This window comes from Erythrobacter sp. HL-111, from assembly GCF_900105095.1.
Taxonomy (GTDB): Bacteria; Pseudomonadota; Alphaproteobacteria; order Sphingomonadales; family Sphingomonadaceae; genus Erythrobacter.
On sequence record NZ_LT629743.1, the window covers coordinates 2,203,632 to 2,225,272 of the forward strand.

Sequence of the window (21,641 nt, forward strand, 5' to 3'; positions counted from 1 at the left end):
GCGCGGACCTTTCAGGGGTCACCGCAAGGCGGGGGGATGCTTTTCTCGACCGGCACATTCTGGCTGTTCTTCCCGGCGGTGCTCGCGCTGCTCGCCGCGAACCGGCTCGTGCTGCGCTCGGTCGCGGGGCAGAACGCCATCCTGCTGGCTGCGAGCTATGTCTTCTACGGCTGGTGGGACTGGCGCTTTCTCGGCCTCATCGCGCTCAGCACGCTGATCGACTATCTCGCGGCGCTCGGCATGGAGCGTGCCGGGGATGGCCCCGCGCGGCGGCGCTGGCTGCACCTGTCGATCCTCGCCAACCTCTCGATCCTCGGCTTCTTCAAGTATTTCGGCTTCTTCTCGGAGGAACTGCGCGCCGCGCTCACCGCCGCGCAGGTCAACGCAGACTGGGGCACGCTCGACATCGTGCTGCCGGTCGGCATCTCCTTCTACACGCTGCAGACGCTGAGCTATTCGATCGACGTCTACAAACGCCGCGCGCCGGCCGAACGCGACCTGCTGCGCTACGCGGTCTACGTCGCCTTCTTCCCGCAGCTCGTCGCCGGTCCGATCGAGCGGGCGCGCGCGCTCATCCCCCAGTTCGCGCGGCTCGCCCCGTGGGGCTGGGAAGCGGCCTATACCGGCGTGCGGCTGGTCATCGCGGGGCTGTTCCTCAAGGTGGTGATCGCCGACAACCTCGCGCCCTATGTCGATGCCATCTGGGCCGATGCCGGCACGCTCGACGGGGGGGCGCTGCTGCTCGGGATGCTCTATTTCGCGATCCAGATCTATGCCGATTTCGCGGGCTATTCCTCGATCGCGATCGGGCTGGCGGCGATCATGGGGTTTCGCCTGTCGACCAATTTCGCAACGCCCTTCCTCGCCAGTTCGATCAGCGCGCTGTGGCGCGGGTGGAACATCACGCTCACCATGTTCTTCCGCGACTATGTCTATGCCGAAATGCGCCCGCAGGCGAAGGGCGCGCCCCGCAGCGAGGCGCGGATCGCCTTCGCCACGATCGCGACCTTCTTCGTCAGCGGGCTGTGGCACGGGGCGAACTGGACCTTCATCGCGTGGGGCACGATCCACGGCGTCCTGCTCGCGGCGGAGCGGCAATGGCGGCGCTTCACCTCGCTCCCCGATACGCGCGCGGTGAAGCTCGCCGGGTGGGCCTATGCCTTCGGGACCTTCTTCCTCCTCGCGCCCTTCTTCCGCAGCCCCGACATCGGCCACGCCCTTGCCATGTATTCGCGGGCCGTCGCCGAGTTCGGCCTGCCCGAAACGCAGCGCTTCGGGCTGGTCTTCGTCGCCCTGTCCTTCGCGGTGGATTTGCTGTGGCGCGGGCAGACCCGGCTCGAACAGGGGCTGCGGCTCGAATGGCTCGGGCGCGCGATGGCGCGCGGCCGGGGGAGGGAAATCGCCGAAACGGTGCTATTTGCGGGCGCCCTGATCCTCGTGCTCGTCAACGCGGCGACAAGGCCGGAGCCCAATGCCTTCATCTACTTCCAGTTCTGAACCGCCCGCGGGGCACCGCGCACGGCGCGGCCTGATCGCGCTGGCGGGCGCGATCGCCGGGTTCTTCGCGCTCGGCATCGCGGCGTGGCAGGCCGTGCCCTTCTCCCCCGTGAGCGAGCAGCGTTACCTCGCCGCGGTCGAGGACCACCTCGCCATGCTCGAAGCGAGCCGGGGCGAGGAAGGGCGGATCGTCCTCGTCGGCGGCTCGGGCACCGCCTTCTCCGTCTCGGCCGAACACCTCGCGCAGGAGCTCGGCCGCCCGGTCTACAACGGCGGGATCCAGGCCAGCATCGGGGTCCGCAACCTGATCGACCTCTACCTCCCCCGGCTGGACCCCGAACGCGATCTGATCGTGCTGCTGGTCGAGCCCGAGCTGCTGGTCGAGGACGAACGCCATTCGCAGACCTGGTGCGACGTCATCTACCTGAGAAAGGACCTCGCGGGACTGGCCGCCCGCCCGCGCTGCCTGCCCAACATCCTCGATCGCACCTGGCAGGAGCTGCGCCACCATGCCTCGGGAAGCCGCGTGACCGATCCGGTCTATCGCCGCTCGGCCTTCAATGCGCGCGGGGACGTGACCGCGCATCTCGCGCTCGACCGGCCCGCGCCGGACCTGTCGGACTACCGTTTCCCCCCGCTCGACAAGGGCGAGATCGAGCGTTTTTCCGCCTATGTCGAGGACGAGCTTGCCGGGCGCGGCTTTGCGTTGGCCTATGTCCCCGCGGCCATCCCCGCGACTGCGTGTGAACGGTCACAAGAACAGGTGCTCGCCTTTCACCGCGCGCTCGGCGCGCTGACGTCGGGCGGGCCGGTGATGAAGGATATCGCCGCCGAAACGGGTGCGTTCTGCCTTGCCCCCGACCTGTTCTTCGATGGAGCAGGGCATCTGGGTGCAGCGGGCCGCGCCCTCCACACCGGCAATGTCGCCGGCCATATCCGCCGCTTCCTCGCCCGCGGGGAGGAGGCCGGACGGGCCGCGCTTGCGCCGGGCGGGTCGAGGTGACAGGGCGAAAGGCGATGCGGGAAGGCGTGGCATGGGCATGGGCAGGGGCATGGGCATGGGCATGGGCATGGGCATGGGCAGGGGCATGGGCATGGGCAGGGGCAGGGGCATGGTGACGGCACGAACGGTCTGGCTGACGGCGCCGGGCGCGCTCGAATGGCGCGAGGAAAGGCTCGCCGGGCCGGAGCCGGGCGAAATCCTGTGCCGGACGCTCGTGACGGCGATCTCGCCGGGGACCGAGCTTGCCGCATGGCGCGGCGACCCGCCGCTCCGGCCCGGCCCGGCCTATCCGCGCCTGCAGGGTTACTGCAACGTGGCGCGCGTGCTCGAATGCGGTGCCGGGGTCGAAGGGCTGGAGCCGGGCGACCGGGTGCTGACGCTGCAATCCCACCGCTCGCACTTCGCCTGCCCGGCCGCCGCCGCCTATGTTAAGCTTGCCGATGCCATGGCCGCGCAGCAGGTCGCGACCGCCTATCTCTTCCATCTCGGCTACAACGCGGTGCTGCGCGGCGGCGTGCGGGCGGGCAGCCGGGTCTGCGTCATCGGGCTGGGCGTGCTGGGCCTGACCTCGACCGCGATGGCGACGCAGGCGGGGGCCGAAGTGTTCGCGGTCTCCGACCAGGCCGAACCGCGCCGCATCGCCGAACGGGATTACGGCGCACGGGCCGCCCATGCGCGCGCGCGGGCGGACGCCCTGCGCGCCGCCATGGGCGACGGGTCCGGGGCGGATGTCGTAATCCTCACCACGAATGGCTGGGACGATTTCCGTCTCGCGCTGGAGATCGCCGGGCGCAACGCGGTGATCGCCTGCCTCGGCTTTCCGGGAAGGACCCGGCCGCCGGGCGATTTCAACCCGCTCGGGGCGGAGCATTTCTACGACAAGCAGCTGCGGATCGAGGCGGTCGGCATGTCCCCGCTGGAAAACGATGCGCGCGGGTTCACCCGGTTCAACCTGCGGGACAACCTCGCCCATATCGCCCGCGCGATCGGGCGCGGCCACCCCGATGCGCGCGCGATCGTGTCGGGGATCCGTCCCGCGGGCGAGATCGAACGGGCCTATCGCGACCTCGAAGCGCGCCGGGACGGGGCGATCACCTACCTGCTGGACTGGACCGCATGAGCGGGGCTGCCGCAAGTCCGGCCGGTGCGGCGGGCGCCGTGCTGTGCGCCGGCCGCGGGGGATGACCTCGCGCGGCGCCTTCGTCGCGATCGGGCTGGCCGTGAACCTTGCCCTGCTGGCGCGCGGGGTGCTGTTCCTGCGGGTGCTGGAGAATGCCGAACTCGGCCTCGTCGCGCTGGTGCAGGGGGCGATCCTGCTCGCCGGGATGCTCCATTTCGGCCTCCTCAACGGCGGATACCGCCTGCTGTGCCACGTCAGGGGCCGCGCCCGGCAGCGGATCGTCGATCTTGCCTACACCTGTTTCATCGGGCTCGGCGCGGCCATGCTGGCGGCGGCGCTGGCGGTCGCGCTGGTCGCGGAGGAACCGGGCCACGCCCCGATCGCGCTGCTCGCCGGGCTTGGCGGAATTGCGACCCTCCTGCGGACGTGGATGATGAACGAAATGGTCGCGGGCGGGCGGCTCGGCGCGGCGAACCTCGTCAACGCGGTCTCGGCCGCGGCGGCGCTCGGCCTGCTCGTCCTGCTGCCGCTCGCCCCGACGCTGGTCGCGGTCGGTTCGATCGTCGCCCAGCCGCTCGTCTTCGCGCTCGTCGCCCCGTTCACCGGAGCGGTCCTCCTGCCGCGTTCGCTCGGGGTGCCGCGCCGGCTCGCCGCGGTGGTCGCGAAGGCGGGTTTTCCGCTGTTCCTCACCGGGCTGGCGGTGCAGTTCAACACCTTTGCCGACCGGACCTATGTCACGGCCGAGCTCGGGCTCGAAGCGCTCGGCCGGCTCTACCTCGCGCTACTGTTCGTGAACCTGTTCCAGATGGTCCCCAACCTCGTCCAGCAGGTCCACCTGCCCGCGATCGTGCGCGCCTTCGCCGAACGGGAGGGCGCGCCGGTCGTGCGCGAGACGCGGATGCTGTTCGCCTGGCTCGCGGCCTATTGCGCGGCGACGGCGCTTGCCCTGGCCGTGCTGGCGGAACCGCTCACCGCGCTCGTGCTGCCGGGGCGGGAGGCGGACCTCGTCTTCGTCAACCTGCTCGCGCCCGGGCTCGTCGCGTTCACGCTGGCGACGCCTTTCGCGCTGATCTTCAACGTCACGATCCGCTATGGCTGGATGATCGGCGCTCATGCGCTCGGCAGCGTGGTGACGGTCGCGGTGCTGGGGGGTGCGTGGGCGCTGGACGCGCAGCTCGGGCTGGCCGCGGTGGCCGGCCTGCGCGGGGCGACCTACGGGCTGACCGGCATCGTGCTGGTGATCGGCTGGGCGGTGCTCTCGCGCCGGTTTCCCGCGTTCCGGTGGGTGGGAAGGCGGGCCGATGCCGCCGATCCGGCGTGACCTCGGCTTGTCGCCCGTTCCGCCGCGGTGTAACCGCGACGCCTTCCCCGGCCACGGTGTGACATGCTGCATTTCCGCATCCGCGACGCTCTCTCGATCCTGTTCTACCGCCTGCTCGCGCCGTTCTTCGGCTCGTTCGGCCGGGGGGTGCGGATCGTGCGCCCGCTGCGGATCTGGGGGGCGCGCCATTGCCATTTCGGCGACGAAGCGGTGGTGCAATGCGGGGCCTATCTCGTCGCGCTGGCCGAACACGACGCGCCGCCGGTGCTGAAAGTGGGCGCGCGCACCATGATCGGCCACCACGCCCACATCGTCGCCACCAGGCGGGTCGAATTCGGGCAAGGCGTGCTGACCGCCGACCGCATCTTCGTCGCCGACAACCGCCACGCCTTCGACGACCCGGCCGTGCCCGTGCGCGATCAGGGGCTGGTGCAACTCGCCGAAGTCACGATCGGCGACGGCAGCTGGCTGGGGGAGAACGTCTGCATCCTGGGGGCGAGCGTGGGGCGCAACTGCGTGATCGCGGCGAACAGCGTGGTCACGCGCGACATTCCCGATCGCTGCATCGCCGCCGGATCGCCGGCGCGCGTGGTCAAGCGCTATTGCGAGGAGCGCGGCGGATGGTATCCCACGGACGAAACGGGAGAATTCGCGTGAACATCCCCACCCGCACCCTGTCCGTTCCGGGGCCTGCCCCGGCCCGTGCGGGCTTGATCGCCAATCCCCTGCTCCGCAAGCGGCTGCGGCAGGTCGCCCTGCTGGCGGCGATGCTGATTTCGGGCGGGCTGATGATCTTCCCGCGCGAGCCGCTGCTGCTGCTCGTGCTGGTCGCCTGTTTCGCGGTCAAGAACCCGCTCGAGATGTTCCGCGCCGAATTCGCCGGGATCTGGCTGCTGCTGCTCGCGGTCGCGGCGGTGGTGCTGATCGGGGGCGAATCCTTCCAGCCCTTGCCGATGGTCACGCGCTATGCGAACTTCGCGGCGGGGCTTGCGCTGCTGGTGGTCTATGTCGACGAACGCCGCAGCACCCTGGCGGACGATCTCTACTGGATCCTCAAGCTGATGGCGTTCCAGGCGATCCTGACACCGGTCGTGGTGATCCTGTTCTCGCGCTACTTCACCACCTTCGAGGTCAACGACACGCTCTATCACACGCTGTTCTACGTCTTCACCTACCACGAATTCCTGGACTTCGGCCTGCTGTTCAAACGGCCCGACGGTTTCTTCTTCGAGCCAGGCGTGTTCCAGATCTATCTCAACACCTTCCTCTTCATTTGCCTGTTCGTGCGGCGCCAGCGTCTGTCCGACATCGGCCTCGCCGCGCTTGCGGTGGTGGCGACGCAATCGACCACGGGGGCGGTGATTCTCGTGTTGCAGTTCGCGGCGGCCTACCTGCGCTGGCTCAAGACCGCCAATCGCTCGCAGAAGCTGGGGGTCTTCGTGTTCGTGCCGATCATGCTGCTGCCGCTCGCCGGCTACATGACCTACAACGTGACAGAGAAATTCTACGGCGTGATGAGCGGGTCGGCCGAGGCGCGCGAATACGACCTGAGGACGGGGCTGCGCGTGACGATGGAAAAGCCGCTGACCGGCATCGGCTTCGATTACGAGAAATATTTCGATGTCGCCGGGCGGGTCGGCTACCGCGAGGCGGACCTCAGCCGCGAGAACATCACCGAACGCAACAACACCAACGGGCTGGTCGTGCTGCTCTTCAGCGTCGGCATCCCGCTCGCGCTCGTGTTCTTCTACGGGACGCTGCGGCAGCGCCTGTTCAGCCCGCGATGGCTGTTCGGCGCGCTGATCGTGCTGTCGCTGGTGTCGGAATCGCTTTCGCTGTCGCCGTTCGTGCTGATGATCACCTTCAGCGGGCTCCTCATCGCGCCCAGGCGGGTGCGCGCGCTGATCCCCGGCCGGGATCGCGGCGCTGCCTCGCTCCGGCCCGCGTAGGGGCGAGCGGCATGGCGCGCATCCTCTTCCTCGGGATCGATTACTACCACTACTCGGCGAACATCTGCGCCGCGTTCGAACGCCTCGGCCATGACATCGACTTCCGCCCGATGGAGGATCGCGGCTTCGCCTCGAAATCGCTCAAGAAATTCGCGCCCGGCGCCTATCGCCGCCGCCTCGACGCCTATCACGACCGCGTGATCGAGGAGAGCGCGGGCCGGCACTATGACGTGGTCCTGTTCATCCAGGTCCACGAATGGCGGCACGAGGCAGTCGCGCGGCTGCGCGCGCTCCACCGCGACGCGCATTTCGTGCTCTACAACTGGGATTCGCTGACGACGCACGACTTCACGCCGTGGATGCGCCATTTCGACAGCGTCGCGACCTTCGATCCGGACGATGCGAAGGCGCTCGGCATCACCTACCTGCCGCTGTTCGCGATCCCGCGCTTCTTCGCGATCGACCCTGCCCGCCCGCGCGAACACGACATCTATTTCGTCGGGTCGATCGGTTCGATGGAACGGTTCGACGCGCTCGCCCGGCTCCACGCCTTCTGCGAGGACGCGGGACTGAAGACCAGGTTCCACCTCCTGTGCAGCCCGGTGATCCGCACCATGCTCCTGCGCCGCGGCAGGAGCCTGCCGGGCCTCACCGGCAGTCCGATCGGCTTTGACGGGATCGTCGATCTGATCGAAACCTCGCGCGCGACCTTCGATTTCGCCAACCACCGCCAGTCGGGCTACACCATGCGCCTGATCGAGAACATGTGCGCCGGGTGCAAGATCGTGACCGAAAACCCGCGCATTCTCGATGAACCCTTCTACCGCGAGGATCGCTTCCTGCTCGTCGACGGCCACGATTTCTCCGCCCTGCCCGAATTCCTCGCGCGCCCAGTGACCTCCGATCTCGACGTCGGGGCGTTCCACGTCGATGCCTGGGCGCGCACGCTGATCGCCGGGCAGAAGGTGCTGTCATGAGGCAGCGCCTCGCCGAAGCGGTGCAGCGCCTGCGCTGGTATCGCTTCCACCTCTCGGGCTACGACATCCATCCCTCGTGCGAGCTCGAACGCGGGCTCAATCTCGACCGCTACCACCCGCAGGGCATCCATGTCGGCGCGCACACCATCCTGACCAGCCGGGTGACGATCCTCAGCCACAAGCTGATCCCGCGCCGGAGCCTGGGGCGCTACGACGGGGAAAAGGTGCACACCTACATCGGCGAATGGTGCGTGATCGGGATCGGCGCGGTCGTGATGGGCGGCGTCAGGATCGGCGACCAGTGCGTGATCGGATCGGGCGCGGTGGTGACGAAGGACGTGCCCTCGCGCTCGATCGTGGCGGGCAATCCGGCGCGAATCGTGCGCGAGAACATCGAGATGGAAGGCATCCGGCTCTGACGCGATCCGGTCGCCGGCGAAGGGAGAAGCCGCACGCGGCGTTGGGCAAGTGCCTCCAAATGGGTTGCAACTCGGCTTCCGCGTCGCGGCACGAGGCCTGTAGACCCACCGCACGATCAATCCCGCCGACAGGTGAACCCGCATGCAGCATCCGCCCTTCGATCGAAACCGCGCCGGCCGACAGGCGGTGGCCCGTGCACGACACGCTGCGGGGCGGACCGCGGCGGGCAGGATTTTCGGGTGGCACTGCCGCTGGCGCTCGGCTAAGCGGCCCGGCACGGTTGCCAGCATTCGGGAAAAGAACGAAAAAGCGGACGGTGCGCGGAACCCCGACCCGGCCGGAGCAAGGGCGGCGGCATTCCGCGACACGCATCGGGAGAGCGGGAAAGTGATCACGCAAACGGCTCTTGTCTATCGGACGGGCTGGCCCTGCGCCGACCGCGCGCCGCGCCGACCCGGCCGGACCGCCTGACGGCTTCGATCCGGAACGAAGGACGCAAGGGACGATCATGAGCGCGAGAAAGCAGATCCTCCAGGCGGTCAACCGGTTGATCGCGCCGACCGGCGCGCAGCTCTACCGCGCCGGGGTCGACATGGAATACGCGCTCGGCTGGCTGGCGGCGCGCGATCACGGGATCGCGGGCATCCTCGATCTCGGCGCGGCGCAGGGCAACTGGAGCCGGATGGCGCTGGACCTGTTTCCCGGGGCGCGCGTGATCGGGGTCGACCCGCTCGAGGAACGCCGCCCCGCGCTCGACCGCCTGCGGGCGGAGAACCCTCGCTTCGACTATGTCCTCGCGGTCGCCGGGGAAGAGGACGGCGGCTCCGCCCGGCTCAGCGTGACCGAGGACCTCGACGGGTCGAGCGTCGACGGCTGCGAAGGCGCGATGCGGACCGTCCCGGTCCGCTCCCTCGACGCCATCGTCGCGGAAAAACGCCTTCGCGCGCCCTATTTCCTCAAGTTCGACACGCACGGCTTCGAAGCGCCGATCCTGCGCGGCGCCAGCATGACGCTCGCCGATACGCGGTTTCTGGTGATGGAAGCCTATAATTTCCGCCACACGCCCGAAACGCTTCTCTTCCACGAGATGATCGCCCTGATGGCCGAACGCGGCTTTCGCGTGACCCATCTCGTCGATGTGCTCAACCGGCCGGCCGACGGGACGCTGTGGCAGGTCGACCTGATGTTCGCCCGCGAAGACGACCCCGTCTTCGCCAGCAATGCCTTCCGTCATGGCTGAGGCCGATCCCCGTCCCGGCGCCCCCCATCCCGGCGCCCCCAGTCCTGGCGCCGCCCCCGCCCGGCCTGCCCGCGCCGTTCCGGCCCGCGCGCGCCCCGACCAGTGCGTCGAGGCGATGGGCTATGCCGTCTACAACGAGGACCTGTCGCTCATCCCGCTTTCGCGGCCCTGTTCGACGATCCAGACGATCAGCCCGATCAGCTACGGCAACGCGATCCGCGACCCGCTCCACCGCAGGGCGATGCAGGAAGCGGACTGGCTCTGTCTCGACGGGGTCTATTTCGGGCTTGCCTCGCTGGTGCTGAAGCGCCGTACGACGAAACCCAACCAGGGCCCGGACATCTTCTACCATTTCCTCGCGCGGCTGCAGGAGACGAAGGGCCGGGTGTTCTTCCTCGGCGCGAGCCCCGCGACGCTCGAAAAGATCACCGCGCGCATGGCCTGCGACTACCCCGAAGTCGCGGTCGCGAGCTATTCGCCGCCGTTCAAGCCCGAGTTCAGCGAGGACGACAACGAGGCGATGATCGCGGCGATCAACGCCTTCCGCCCCGACGTGGTCTTTCTCGGCATGACCGCGCCCAAGCAGGAAAAATGGGCTCATGCCCACCGCGACCGGCTCGACGCCGCGATCGTCGCCTCGGTCGGCGGCGTGTTCGACTGGTATGCCGGCAACCGGCCCGAAATCCACCCGTTCTGGTGGAAGATCTACATGGCCTGGCTGATCCGCACGATCGACCGGCCCGAACTGCTCAGGCGCTATCCCAAGATAGCTTTGTTCTTCTGGCACTTGATGCTCGCGGCGGTAGGCATCAGGAGATATCCCGGCAATGACTGATACACTAAAGCTCGCAATCATCGGCGCCGGGCGGATGGGCATCACCCATTATTCGATCGCCAATGCCCAGCCGGGCGTGGCGATCGCCGCGGTCGCGGACCCCTCGCGCCTGATCACGACCATGCTCGGCAAGTATACGGGCGTGTCGACCTACAAGGATTTCCGCGGCGTTCTGAAAGGCGAGGAGCTCGACGGCGTGCTGGTCTGCACCCCGCCCGCCTTCAACCCCGAAATCCTCGAGGCGCTGCTCGAACGGCGGATGCCCTCCTTCGTCGAAAAGCCCTTCGTCCTCGACGCCGCCGAGGGGGCACGCTTCGCACGGGCCTTCGACAAGGCGGGGATCATCAACCAGGTCGGCTACGTCAACCGCTGGAACGACATGTTCACGAAGGCGCGGGCCTTCGTCGCGGAAGGCCTGATCGGCACCCCGCTGCGCTTCCGTTCGGAAATGTTTTCCCCCACCATCATCCGCGAAGTCGCGGATGCCGGCTGGCGGGCGAGCCATGCCAATGGCGGCGGCGCGATCTTCGAGATGGCGAGCCATGCGATCGATCTCATCGCCTATTTCTTCGGCCCGCCCGACCGGGTCGGCGGCACGAGCCTGTCGCAGGTCCATTCGCGGCAGGTGGAGGACATCGTCTCGACCGGCCTGTTCTACGATGCCGGACCCCATGCCGGGCTCACGGGGACGCTCTACGTCAACTGGTCCGATCCGAGCTATCGCAAGCCCACGAACAAGTTCGAGATATTCGGCAAGCGCGGCAAGATCCAGGTCGACCAGCACGGCATGAAGATATACCTGCCCGAACCGAGCGAGGCGCACGGGCTCAAGGCGGGCTGGAACCAGCTCTACATCACCGATGTCTTCTCCAGCGTCGATTTCTACGTCCGCGGGATCGAATACACCGCGCAATTGCGCGATTTCGTCGCCGCCATCCGCGAAGGCAGGCCGGTGCGGTGCGGCTTCGCCGATGCGGCGGAAACGCTGCGGGTGATCGAACAGATCTTCCTCGACCACGCGGCGCAGCGCAGCGCATCGGCGGCGGCGAAGCGGGGGGCCGCGGCATGAACGGCAAGCCCCCGGTCCGCCCGATCGAGCGCCCGATCGACCGCATCGTCTTCGGCGACAACCAGTTCTTCGGCATCAACCACATGAGCCAGGACAAGGCCCAGGAACGGGCCGAACGCTTCGCCGACCTTGCCGACGTCATGGCGGTCTACGACCACGCGATCGAGGCCGGGATCGGCGCGATCATGCTCAACAGCAATGACCGCGCCCGCAGCATCTGCGATGCCTTTCGCGCGGATCGCGCGAGATACGGGCACTTGCGGTGGTATCCCTCGATCCCCTACCCGCACAAATACGCCGCGATGGTCAACGACAAGGGGCTGGTCGGGGCGGTACAGGAAATCCTCTTCGCCAAGGGCACGAAATCGGCCTTCGGCAAGATGATGCGCGGCGGCATGGCGGTCGCGACGCTCGACGCGGTCAAGCTGATGAAGCTCCTCGTCGACGAGGAGATGCAGATCTACGAAGGCCTCGAAACGCGCGTCGTGTTCCTGCAGAACATCATCGTCGACCTGATGCTCGGCTACGACGTGCCCGATCCCTTCGTCGCCTATTGCGACTATATCCGCACCCGCTACGGCGCGTGGCCCGGCCTGATCACGCAGAACCTCCCGTTCCTGCGCGCGAAGCTGATCGAATGGGGCATCGAAAACGTGGTGATCTGCGCCTCGATCAACAAGATCGGCTACCTGATGAGCCCGGGCGTTGCCGAATACGAAGCAGTGCTGGCGCAGAACGACGGGTCGAAATACCCGATCATGGCGATGTCGACGCTCGCGTCGGGCGCGGTCCCCCCGGTCGAGGCCTATGACTACATCAACCGGCTGAACATCCAGTCGGTCGTCTTCGGTGCCTCCTCGCCCGCCAATATCCGCCAGAGCGTTTCCCTGATCGGCCGCGGCGCAGCGCGCGAGGCGGCGGAATGAAGGTGCTGATTACGGGCGGGGCGGGCTTCATCGGTTCGCGCCTCGCGCTGCGGCTCGCGGAGGAGGGGCACGCGGTGAGCGTGCTCGACAATTTCCTGCCCCAGGTCCACGGCGACCGGCCCGAGGCTTCCCCGCTGTACGAACGGCTGGACAGCGCGACCCGGCTGATCCGCGGCGACGTCACCGACCGCGCGGCGCTCGCGGCCGCGCTCGCGGGACAGGAAGCGGTGGTCCATCTCGCCGCCGAGACCGGCACGGGCCAGTCGATGTACGAAATCGAGCGCTATTCGAGGGTCAATATCGGCGGCACCTCCCTGCTGCTCGACCTCCTCGCGAATTCGGACCACGCGGTGCGCCGGGTGGTGGTCGCCTCGTCGCGCTCGATCTACGGCGAGGGGCGCTATCGCGCGCCCACGGGCGAATACGTCTACCCGCCGCACCGTTCGGAGGCGGACATGGCCGCGGGCGATTTCGCGGTGAAGCACCCGGGGATCGAGGGCGAGCTCGAATGCGTCGCGACCGACGAGGATTCGAAACTGCACCCCTCCTCCGTCTACGGGATCACCAAGCAGGTGCAGGAGCAGCTGGTGATGACGGTCTGCCCCTCGCTCGGGATCGAGGGCGTGGCGCTGCGCTACCAGAACGTCTTCGGGCCGGGCCAGTCGCTCGCCAACCCCTATACCGGCATCCTGTCGATCTTCGCGAACCTGATCATGCAGGGCCGGGCGATCAACATCTTCGAGGACGGGCGCGAAAGCCGCGATTTCGTCTATGTCGACGACGTGGTCGAGGCGACTGTCCTCGCCCTCACCCGCCCGGCGGCGGCGAATCGCGTCTTCAATGTCGGGACCGGCGCGCCGGTCAGCGTGCTCGAGGTGGCCGAAACGCTGTGCCGCCTGTTCGATGCGGACGTGCCGATCGAGATCAGCGGGAATTTCCGCGCGGGCGACATCCGGCACAACCACGCCGACCTCACCCGCATCCGCGAAACGCTCGGGTTCGAACCGGCCTGGTCGTTCGAGCGCGGGATCGCCGAACTCGTGGCCTGGGCCAGGGCGAGCGGGCCGCAGGCCAGCGCCTATGACGCGAGCCTTGCCGAAATGCGCGAAAAGGGCCTGCTCAAGTGAAGCACCACGCCGGTCTCGCCGCGCCGCCGGTGCGCCTGCGCCAGGCCGTGCCGCTGCTTGCGCTGGGCGTCCTGCTGATCGCGGTCTTCGCGGCCGGAGGCGGGGCGCGCGACGACATCGTCTCGCTGATCGTGCTGCGCCCGCTGGCGGCGGTGTGCCTCGGGATCGGGCTCGCCACGCTGAGCCGCGAGCACTGGCTCGCGTTCCGCCTGCCGCTCGGCTTCATGGCGGCGATCCTCGCGCTGATCGGGCTGCATCTCGTGCCCTTGCCGCCCTTCGTCTGGACCGCCCTGCCCGGGCGCGAGCTGGCGATCGCCGCGGCCGAGGCGGCCGGCATCGAACAGCCCTGGCGCCCGCTCACGCTGGTGCCCTATCGCGGCTGGAACGCGTTCTACGCGATGATCGTCCCCGCCGCCGTCATGGTGCTGGCGGTGCAGGTCCCGCGGGAGGACCATCGCCGGATCGTGCTGCTCGTGCTCGGCGCGGCGGTGTTGAGCGCGCTGTGGGCGATCATCCAGTCGGTTTCGGGATATGCGCCGTGGTCCTACTGGCATGCCGTGACCAATCGCGGCACGGTGACAGGGCTGTTTTCCAACCGCAACCACCTCGCCGCGATGCTGGTGGCGAGCCTGCCGCTGCTTGCCCTCGTCGCCTCGCGCGCACGCGGGGGCCGCGCGGGCGCCGTGCAGGTCGCCTGCGGCGGGCTTGCCGCGCTGTTCGTCATGATCACGCTCGCCACCGGATCGCGCGCGGGCACGGGCCTTGCGGTGCTGGCGATGGTGGCCGCGATCCCCGTCTGGCGCGCCCGGCCGCAGCGCCCCGCCGACAGGCGCCGCAGCGCGGCCGCGACGAAATGGGTGGGTTACGCGATCGGGGCCTTCGCCGCGGCGATGCTGGCCGCCTTCGCCGTGCTGCTGGCGCGTTCGACCGGGTTCGAACGGCTGGCGGGGACCGGGTCGGGACCGGTCGAGGAATACCGCTTCCTCGTGTGGGAGACGATCCTGCGCTTCCTGCCGCAATACCTGCCGCTGGGTTCGGGCATCGGCTCCTTCGTCGAAGTCTTCAAGATCCACGAACCGGGTGCGATGCTCGGCACAAATTACTGGAACCATGCCCATAATGACTGGCTCGAATGGGCGCTGGAGGGCGGCTTGCCGGCGATCGCGCTGATGCTCGCCGGGGTCGCGGCCTATGCACTGCGCACGGCATCGCTGCTGCGCCAGGCCCGCACGGGTAGGTACGAGGTCCAGCTCGGCCTCGCCGGGGCGGTCGTCCTTTTGGGCCTTGGCCTGTGGAGCGGCGTCGATTACCCCTTGAGGACTCCGGCGCTCGCCAGCATCGCGGCCCTGTCCGCGGTCTGGATGGCGCTGGCGGCCGCGCCCCGCGGGGGCGAGGCTCCGGGGTTCGGGGACAAGCCCGCCGGCAGGTCGGGCGGATGGGGAAGCACCGGAAGAGGGACGCGTTCGGCATGACAAGCAAAGGGGTCAACTTCGCGCTGGCGGCGCTCGCGCTCGGCGGCACGGTGCTGTCGGGCTGCGCCTCGGGCCCGGGGCGGCTCGGCGGGGCCGAAGGGCTCGAGGTGATCGAGGGCGCGCTGCCCCCGCCGACGCCCGAGGACATCTACGCCGCGGCCGAGTTCGGCGGCGTCGGCCCGTTCGACAAGCTCAAGATCGACGTCTTCGGCATCGCCGAACTCAGCGATCGGCTGGTCCGGGTCGATGCCAACGGGACGATCGGTTTCCCGCTGGTCGGCACGGTCGAGGTTTCGGGAATGACGACCTCGGAAATCTCGCGCCTGATCGAGACGCGGCTGAAGGGCTATGTCCGCGAACCGCAGGTGACGACCAATCTCGAAAGCTCCGAGACGCGCACCTTCACCGTCTATGGCGAGGTCAAGCAGCCCGGCGTCTTCCCCGTCATCGGCGAGGCGAGCCTGATGCAGGCGGTCGCCACCGCGCGCGGGATCGCCGAATACGGCAATGCCAGCGACGTGATCGTTTTCCGCACGGTCGCGGGCAAGCGGATGGCGACGCTCTACAATCTCGATGCCATCAGCCGCGGCGCCTATGCCGATCCGCGGATCTATCCCAACGACACGGTGGTGGTCGGCGACGACAAGGCGCGCCGCCTGTTCGACGACGTGGTCGGGGTCGCCACGATCCTCGCCACTCCGCTGACCATCGTCCTCACCCGCTGATCCCCTATCCGGAGTCGCACCTCGTGAACGCCAATCCGCCTGCCGCCGCTCCCGGCCAAGGGATCCCGCCGACCCAGGCGGAGGACGATTTCATCTTCGGCCCCGACGCCCGCAGCGGCCAGGATGCCGGCTATGCCGCGCGCGGGCAGGAAACCCCGCTGATGCGCGAATATCTCGGCATCCTCGAGCGGCGCAAATGGGTGATCCTCGCGATCGTCGCCCTGTCGCTGGTGGTCGGGCTGGTCGTGACGCTGATGATGACGCCGCAATACACCGCCAATTCGCGGATCGAGATCAGCCGCCAGCAGCAGCGCGTCACCAATGTCGAAGGGCTGGAGCGGGACGACCGCACCTTCGACCAGGAATTCTACGACACCCAGTACGAACTGCTCGCCGCGCGCAGCGTCGCCGAGCGGGTGGCGCGCGAACTGCGCCTCGCCGCGAACGACGATTTCTTCACCGCCCACGGCTTCGACCCGGGCGAGACCGAATGGCTCGGCCGGAGCGACGGGCCGGTCAGCCGGGAAACGCTCGCAGAACGGCGCAAGGTCGCGGTCGGGCTGCTGCTCGGCAATGTCTCGATCTCGCCGATCCCGCGCTCGGCGCTGGTCGACATCGGCTATTCCAGCGCGAACCCGGCGCTGTCGGCGAACGTGGCGAACGAATGGGCCGAACAATTCATGGCCGAAAGCATGGACCGCCGGTTCGAGAACACCGCGGACGCGCGCGCCTTCCTTGAACGGCGGCTGGCCGAACTGCGCCAGCGGGTCGAGGAATCGCAGACCCAGCTGGTCAACTACGCCAATGAAAAGGGCATCGTGGTGATCGACCGGGTCGAACAGGACGGGCGCACGGTCGCCTCGCCGACGCTGGTGCAGCTCGACCTTCGCGCCATGAACGAGGCGCTGCTCAAGGCGACCGAGGAACGGGTCCTGCTCGAAACCCGCGCCCGCGCCGCCCAGGCGACCAATGCCGACCTCGTCAACAACCGGACGGTCAGCGCGCTCAGGCAGGAAAAGTCGGCGAAGGAGGCGGAATACGCCCGGCTGATGGTCCAGTTCGAACCCGATTACCCCGCCGCCCGCGCGCTCAGGGTGCAGATCGCCGAGCTCGACGGGGCGATCGCGCGCGAGGAAGGGCGGGTGCGCTCCGGCGTCCAGGCCGATTACCGCGCCGCGCTCGAACGGGAACAGGACCTGCGGCAGAAGGTCGATGATCTGCTGCAGCGCCTCAACAGCCAGGAACGCGACCGGATCCAGTACACGATCTTCCAGAACGAGGTGGACACCAATCGCGAACTCTATGACGGCCTGCTCCAACGCTACAAGGAGATCGGCGTCGCCGGCGTCGCGGCGAACAACATCTCGCTGGTCGATGCCGCGCAGGTGCCGGCGACGCCGTCCTCGCCCAACCTGCCGCTGAACCTGCTGGTCGCGCTGTTCGGCGGGCTGGCCCTGGCCGGCGCGGCGGTCTTCGCGCTCGAACAGTTCGAGGAAGGCATCCGCGATCCGTCCCAGGTCCCGGCGCTGACCGGCCTGCCGCTGCTCGGCGTGATCCCGGCGACCGACACCCGCGACGACGTGATCGAGGAGGTGCAGGATCCCAAGTCGACCATCTCCGAGGCCTATCTCACGGTCCGCTCGAACCTCGCCTTCTCGACGAGCAAGGGCATTCCCCGGACGCTGATGGTCACCAGCACCCGCCCTGCCGAGGGCAAGAGCACCTCCGGCCTCGCGATTGCCTCGGTCCTCGCGCGGACGGGCAAGCGGGTGCTGATGGTCGATGCCGACATGCGCTCGCCCTCGGCCCATGCGCTGCTCGGCCTCGACAACACCGACGGCTTCTCGAGCGTGCTGGCCGGGCAGGCCGATCCCTTTGCGCTGATCCAGGAAACGGCCTTCCCCAATCTCTTCCTGCTCAGCGCCGGACGCACCCCGCCGAGCGCGGCGGAACTGCTGAGCGGTGACGCGCCGCGCGCCGTGATCGAGCGGCTGGCCGAACGCTTCGACCATGTCATGGTAGACGCGCCGCCGCTGCTCGGCCTCGCCGACGCGCCCCTGCTCGCCCAGGCGGTCGACGGGGTCGTGTTCGTGATCGAGGCCCGCGGCGTCGCCTCGCGCGGGATCAACACCTCGCTCGATCGCCTCCGCGCGAGCAAGGCGCCGCTGATCGGCGCGATCTTCACCAAGTTCAGCGGCCAGGGGATCGAAGGCTACGGCTACGGCTACGGCTACGGCTATGGCTACGGCTATGGCCACCGGGCCGAGGAAGAGACCGCCTGATGGCATTGCGCAGCAAGGCCGGGCGAACGGGGCGGGGCAAGGGCGCGGGCGGCTTTGCCCGCGCGCGTCCCGCGCTCCGCCTGCCGCAACCGACGCGGCGGGGCCTTGCGCTGCTCGTCGGAACCGCGCTCCTCGCCTATGGCGCGGGGACGAGCGCGGCGGTCAACGTCTTCCATGCCCGCGCGCCCGAACTGGCGCTGGCGCTCGACGGGGACGATCCCGTGGCGCTGGTGCGCGACGCGCAGCTGCGGATCAACGCGGGCGAGATGGGCGAGCCCGGACCCGCGCGGGTGCTTGCCGTGGTGCGCGAATCGGTGCGCGAACTGCCGATCAACGGCCCGGCCTTTCGCCTCTACGGATTGTCGAGCGCGGCCAGCGCCGACCTGCCCGGCGTGCGCCGGCAGATGGCGCTGTCCGACCGGATGGAGCGGCGCGATCTCGGGGCGCAGCTCTGGCTGATCGAGGATGCGGTCGAACGCAACGACATCGCCGCCGCGCTCGGCCATTACGACAAGGCGCTCAGGATCCGCGAATCGAGCCGCGCGATCCTCTTTCCCGTGCTGACCGGCGCGATGGAAAGCCCGCTCGTGCGCGCGCGTTTCCTGCCCTACATGCAGGACCCGCCGCCCTGGCTCGAGGGTTTCCTGCGCTACGCCGTCGCCAACAGCGCCGATCCGGTCGCGATCGCGCGGCTCGCGGGCGAGGCGGGCGGCTTTCCCGAAGGCCCCGCCTTTGCCACGCGCGACACCGAATTGCTGCGCCAGCTGGTCGCGGCCGACGAATACGAGGCGGCGGTCGCGCATTACCGGCGCATCCCCGGGGCCGATCCCGAAGTGCTCATCTCGCTCGCGCTGACCGAGAACGCGACGGCGAGCGACCGGGCGCCGGTCAGCTGGCAGGCGTTCGAACTCGCCGGGATCGAGCCCTATGTCCTCGCCGCGCGCGACGGGATCGGGGTCGAGATCGAGGCCGAGCTCGAAGCGGGCTACACCGGCCCCTTCGCGCGCAAGCTGCTGGCCGTGCCGCCGGGCACCTACGCGCTCGAAGCGGACATGCGGGGCGAGGATTTCTCCTCGGGCGATCGGGTGCGCTGGACGATTGCCTGCGCCACCGCCGCGGCGAACGAGCCCCTGTTCGAGTCGGAGGACGAAGTGACCGAGGATTTCCGCATCGCCGGGAACTTCACGGTGCCGGCGGGCTGCCCGGTCCAGACCGTGCGGATCGACGCCGATACCCGGGTCGCTTCGGGCTATCTCAAGCTGGTTTTCGCCGATGCGCGGCTGACCCCGCTGGCCGACGGGGGTTCCCCGACACCGCCGCCGACATCGCCGCTGCCATCCGAAGCGGACTGAGGCGCGCGCCTACCCCAGTTCTTCGCCGAACCGCCTCAGGCAGACGATCGCGAGCTGCGCCTGTTCGGTCGTCTCCCCCGCCTTGTCGCGCTTGCGCCGGGCGATGGCGGCGGCGGGCGAGGTGACCTCGTTCGCGCCCGCGCGCTCCGCTTCGGCGGTGAAGAAATCGCTCGCCCGGCCGATCAGGTCGATCTCGCGCGAGGCCCCGCCGGCCGACATCTGCGCCAGCCGTTCGGCCGTGAGGTCGAGCGCGGCGGCGCAGTTGACCGCCGCGGCGAAGGCGTCATCCCCCTGTTCCGGGGCGGCGTTCCCGATCGACAGCGGCAGCGCGGCCCCCGGCGGATCGGCCGGGCCGTCCGCTTTGGCGCCCGGCGTCGGCGCGCCCTCCCCGCCGCAGGCGGCGAGCGCGAGGGCGGCGCAGAGCGCGGGAAGGCCGGATCGGGCGGCACGAAAGGATGGGCGCGGCATGGCTTGGGCCTTGCTAGACCCCCGGCGATTTGTCCAGAAGCGATGGGCCGCGAATGGCCGTGGCGAAGCGGGGCTGCATCCATTATGGCGCAGCGGGTGCGGGCGGCGGCCCGCCAAGGGAGAATGCGCGTGCAAACGGTCCTCGTCACCGGTTCGGCCGGGTTCATCGGCTACCATCTCGCCGCGCTTCTCCTGTCCGAGGGATTCCGCGTCGTCGGCTATGACGGGCTGACCGACTATTACGACTTGCGGCTGAAGGAAAGGCGGCACGAGTTGCTGCGCGGCCACAACGCCTTCCGGGCCGAAGTCGGGATGCTGGAGGATTTCGACCGCCTCCACGCGCTGGCGATGGAGGAGAGGCCGCAGGTCATCGTCCATCTCGCCGGGCAGGCCGGCGTGCGCTACAGCCTCGAGAACCCGCGCGCCTATGTCGATGCCAATCTCGTCGGCACCTTCAACGTCATGGAATGCGCCCGCGAGCTCGGCACGGATCACCTGCTGATGGCTTCGACCAGTTCGGTCTACGGCGCGAACACCGACATGCCCTTCCACGAACGGCAGCAGACCGACACGCCGCTCACGCTCTACGCCGCGACCAAGAAGGCGAACGAGGCGATGGCGCATTCCTATGCCCACCTCTGGAACCTGCCGGTGACGATGTTCCGTTTCTTCACGGTCTACGGGCCGTGGGGGCGGCCCGACATGGCGCTGTTCAAGTTCACCCGCGGGATCCTCGAAGGCACGCCGATCGACATCTACAACGAGGGCGAGATGTACCGCGATTTCACCTATGTCGCCGACCTGGTGCGCGGGATCCGCCTGCTGATCGACACCCCGCCCGAACGCCCCGCCAGCCCCGACGACATCGCCCCTTGCGACAGCCTCTCGCCCGCCGCGCCTTGGCGGGTGGTCAATATCGGCAATTCGGAAAAGGTCCGGCTGATGGATTTCGTCGAGGCGATCGAGGCGGAATGCGGGCGCGCGGCGATCAGGAACTTCATGCCGATGCAGAAGGGCGACGTGCCCGCGACCTGGGCCGATGCGACCCTGCTGAAGGAGCTGACCGGATACGCCCCGCAGACCGGCATCCGCGAGGGCGTCAAAGCCTTCGTCGCCTGGTACCGCGACTATTACCGGGTCTGAGCGCGCCGGGTTCAGTCGCCCGGCGGCGTTTCGCCGGGCTGGATCGCGTCGAGCGGCACCTGCTCCTCGTCTTCATCGTCGAAGTGGCCGGGCTTGGACGGTTCGACCGGGGGCTGGCGGTCGGCTTCGTCGACCGGCGGCGGGGGCAGCGCCGGTTCGGCGCCTTCGGGCAGGTCCGCGTCGCGTTCGCGCTCGAGCCGCTGCATGTATTCGCGCTCGATCATCTCGACCCGTTCCTGCTCCGCGGCGGCATCGGCATCGATCGTCGAAAGGCGTTCCTGCCGCGCTTCCTCGATCAGCTGGCCGAAACGCACGTTCTCGGCCTCGGAACGGTCCTTGTAGGCGGCCTCGATGAAGCGTTGGGTGCAGCCGGTGAAGCCGCCCGCGCCGGCCGGGTCGCAGGACATGGCCCCGAAGGCGCCGACATACTTGAGCTTCTCGACCTCGCGCACGGGCGAGACGTTCTCGGGCGAATCGCTGAAACGCAGGTTCCGTGGGATGCGATAGCGATCCGCCTCGACGAGGATTTCGCAGATCACGATCTCGTTGTTGTCGGCCGCCTCGGGACATTCGTCCTCGCTGTAGGCGATGACCATGTTGACCCGGTCCCCGCCCTCGGTCTGGGCGGCGGCGGGCGCGGCGCTCACGGCCGGCAGGATGGCGGCGAGCCCTGCGAGCCCGGCCAGGCGGGCGATCCGGGGAAGCTGCGTCATAA

20 protein-coding genes are annotated in these 21,641 nt (G+C 68.8%); 18 read left to right on the top strand and 2 right to left on the bottom strand.

Annotated elements, in window-relative coordinates; genetic code table 11:
- Positions 1-36: 36 nt before the first annotated feature.
- The 17 genes from BLU08_RS10385 (at position 37) to BLU08_RS10465 (ending at position 19,315) form a co-directional block, all read left to right on the top strand.
- Positions 37-1,497, top strand: coding sequence for an MBOAT family protein (locus BLU08_RS10385; protein WP_090199259.1), 1,461 nt, complete (start codon positions 37-39; stop codon positions 1,495-1,497).
- A complete protein-coding gene (locus BLU08_RS10390) occupies positions 1,472-2,500 on the top strand; it encodes a hypothetical protein (RefSeq protein WP_090199260.1) in 1,029 nt (342 codons plus the stop codon). Before BLU08_RS10385 ends, BLU08_RS10390 begins: the two co-directional genes overlap by 26 nt.
- Before the next feature lie 31 nt (positions 2,501-2,531).
- Positions 2,532-3,620, top strand: a complete 1,089-nt coding sequence (locus BLU08_RS15335) for a zinc-binding alcohol dehydrogenase (RefSeq protein WP_090199261.1) — start codon at positions 2,532-2,534, stop codon at positions 3,618-3,620.
- 61 nt (positions 3,621-3,681) lie between these two features.
- Positions 3,682-4,941: a hypothetical protein gene (locus BLU08_RS10400; RefSeq protein WP_090199262.1), complete on the top strand. Its 1,260-nt coding sequence runs from the start codon at positions 3,682-3,684 to the stop codon at positions 4,939-4,941.
- A 63-nt stretch (positions 4,942-5,004) separates the two neighbouring features.
- The gene (locus BLU08_RS10405; RefSeq protein WP_090199263.1) at positions 5,005-5,598 is read left to right on the top strand and encodes a DapH/DapD/GlmU-related protein; all 594 of its coding nucleotides are present in this window, start codon (positions 5,005-5,007) and stop codon (positions 5,596-5,598) included.
- On the top strand, positions 5,595-6,890 hold the full coding sequence (locus tag BLU08_RS10410; RefSeq protein WP_090199264.1) for a hypothetical protein: 1,296 nt from the start codon (positions 5,595-5,597) through the stop codon (positions 6,888-6,890). The genes BLU08_RS10405 and BLU08_RS10410 overlap by 4 nt, the downstream gene beginning before the upstream one ends.
- A gap of 11 nt (positions 6,891-6,901) precedes the next feature.
- Positions 6,902-7,867, top strand: coding sequence for a hypothetical protein (locus BLU08_RS10415; RefSeq protein ID WP_090199266.1), 966 nt, complete (start codon positions 6,902-6,904; stop codon positions 7,865-7,867).
- Complete coding sequence (locus BLU08_RS10420) at positions 7,864-8,286, top strand: DapH/DapD/GlmU-related protein (protein WP_090199268.1); 423 nt, start codon at positions 7,864-7,866, stop codon at positions 8,284-8,286. Before BLU08_RS10415 ends, BLU08_RS10420 begins: the two co-directional genes overlap by 4 nt.
- Before the next feature lie 509 nt (positions 8,287-8,795).
- Positions 8,796-9,527 (top strand): FkbM family methyltransferase, encoded by a 732-nt coding sequence (locus tag BLU08_RS10425; RefSeq protein ID WP_090199270.1) that lies wholly within the window; start codon positions 8,796-8,798, stop codon positions 9,525-9,527.
- The gene (locus BLU08_RS10430) at positions 9,520-10,362 is read left to right on the top strand and encodes a WecB/TagA/CpsF family glycosyltransferase (RefSeq protein ID WP_090199272.1); all 843 of its coding nucleotides are present in this window, start codon (positions 9,520-9,522) and stop codon (positions 10,360-10,362) included. The genes BLU08_RS10425 and BLU08_RS10430 overlap by 8 nt, the downstream gene beginning before the upstream one ends.
- Entirely contained in the window at positions 10,355-11,431 is a 1,077-nt protein-coding gene (locus tag BLU08_RS10435) for a Gfo/Idh/MocA family protein (RefSeq protein WP_090199274.1), read from the top strand. Before BLU08_RS10430 ends, BLU08_RS10435 begins: the two co-directional genes overlap by 8 nt.
- Positions 11,428-12,357, top strand: coding sequence for a hypothetical protein (locus tag BLU08_RS10440; protein ID WP_172801026.1), 930 nt, complete (start codon positions 11,428-11,430; stop codon positions 12,355-12,357). Before BLU08_RS10435 ends, BLU08_RS10440 begins: the two co-directional genes overlap by 4 nt.
- On the top strand, positions 12,354-13,484 hold the full coding sequence (locus tag BLU08_RS10445; RefSeq protein ID WP_090199276.1) for an NAD-dependent epimerase/dehydratase family protein: 1,131 nt from the start codon (positions 12,354-12,356) through the stop codon (positions 13,482-13,484). The genes BLU08_RS10440 and BLU08_RS10445 overlap by 4 nt, the downstream gene beginning before the upstream one ends.
- A complete protein-coding gene (locus tag BLU08_RS10450) occupies positions 13,481-14,956 on the top strand; it encodes an O-antigen ligase (RefSeq protein WP_090199278.1) in 1,476 nt (491 codons plus the stop codon). Before BLU08_RS10445 ends, BLU08_RS10450 begins: the two co-directional genes overlap by 4 nt.
- Complete coding sequence (locus BLU08_RS10455; protein ID WP_090199280.1) at positions 14,953-15,681, top strand: polysaccharide biosynthesis/export family protein; 729 nt, start codon at positions 14,953-14,955, stop codon at positions 15,679-15,681. The genes BLU08_RS10450 and BLU08_RS10455 overlap by 4 nt, the downstream gene beginning before the upstream one ends.
- A gap of 23 nt (positions 15,682-15,704) precedes the next feature.
- The gene (locus BLU08_RS10460; protein ID WP_090199282.1) at positions 15,705-17,963 is read left to right on the top strand and encodes a polysaccharide biosynthesis tyrosine autokinase; all 2,259 of its coding nucleotides are present in this window, start codon (positions 15,705-15,707) and stop codon (positions 17,961-17,963) included.
- On the top strand, positions 17,963-19,315 hold the full coding sequence (locus BLU08_RS10465; RefSeq protein ID WP_090199284.1) for a hypothetical protein: 1,353 nt from the start codon (positions 17,963-17,965) through the stop codon (positions 19,313-19,315). Before BLU08_RS10460 ends, BLU08_RS10465 begins: the two co-directional genes overlap by 1 nt.
- Positions 19,316-19,324: 9 nt before the next feature.
- Here BLU08_RS10465 and BLU08_RS10470 read toward each other — a convergent pair whose 3' ends face one another.
- Entirely contained in the window at positions 19,325-19,783 is a 459-nt protein-coding gene (locus BLU08_RS10470) for a hypothetical protein (protein WP_090199286.1), read from the bottom strand.
- A 129-nt stretch (positions 19,784-19,912) separates the two neighbouring features.
- On the opposite strand from BLU08_RS10470, the gene BLU08_RS10475 reads away from it, so the two are divergent.
- Positions 19,913-20,926 carry an NAD-dependent epimerase/dehydratase family protein gene (locus BLU08_RS10475; protein WP_199797294.1) on the top strand — a complete coding sequence of 338 codons (1,014 nt, stop codon included), beginning with the start codon at positions 19,913-19,915 and terminating at the stop codon, positions 20,924-20,926.
- A gap of 11 nt (positions 20,927-20,937) precedes the next feature.
- On the opposite strand, the gene BLU08_RS10480 is transcribed toward BLU08_RS10475, so the two are convergent.
- Positions 20,938-21,639: a hypothetical protein gene (locus tag BLU08_RS10480; protein ID WP_233995935.1), complete on the bottom strand. Its 702-nt coding sequence runs from the start codon at positions 21,637-21,639 to the stop codon at positions 20,938-20,940.
- Between the last annotated feature and the right edge of the window lie 2 nt (positions 21,640-21,641).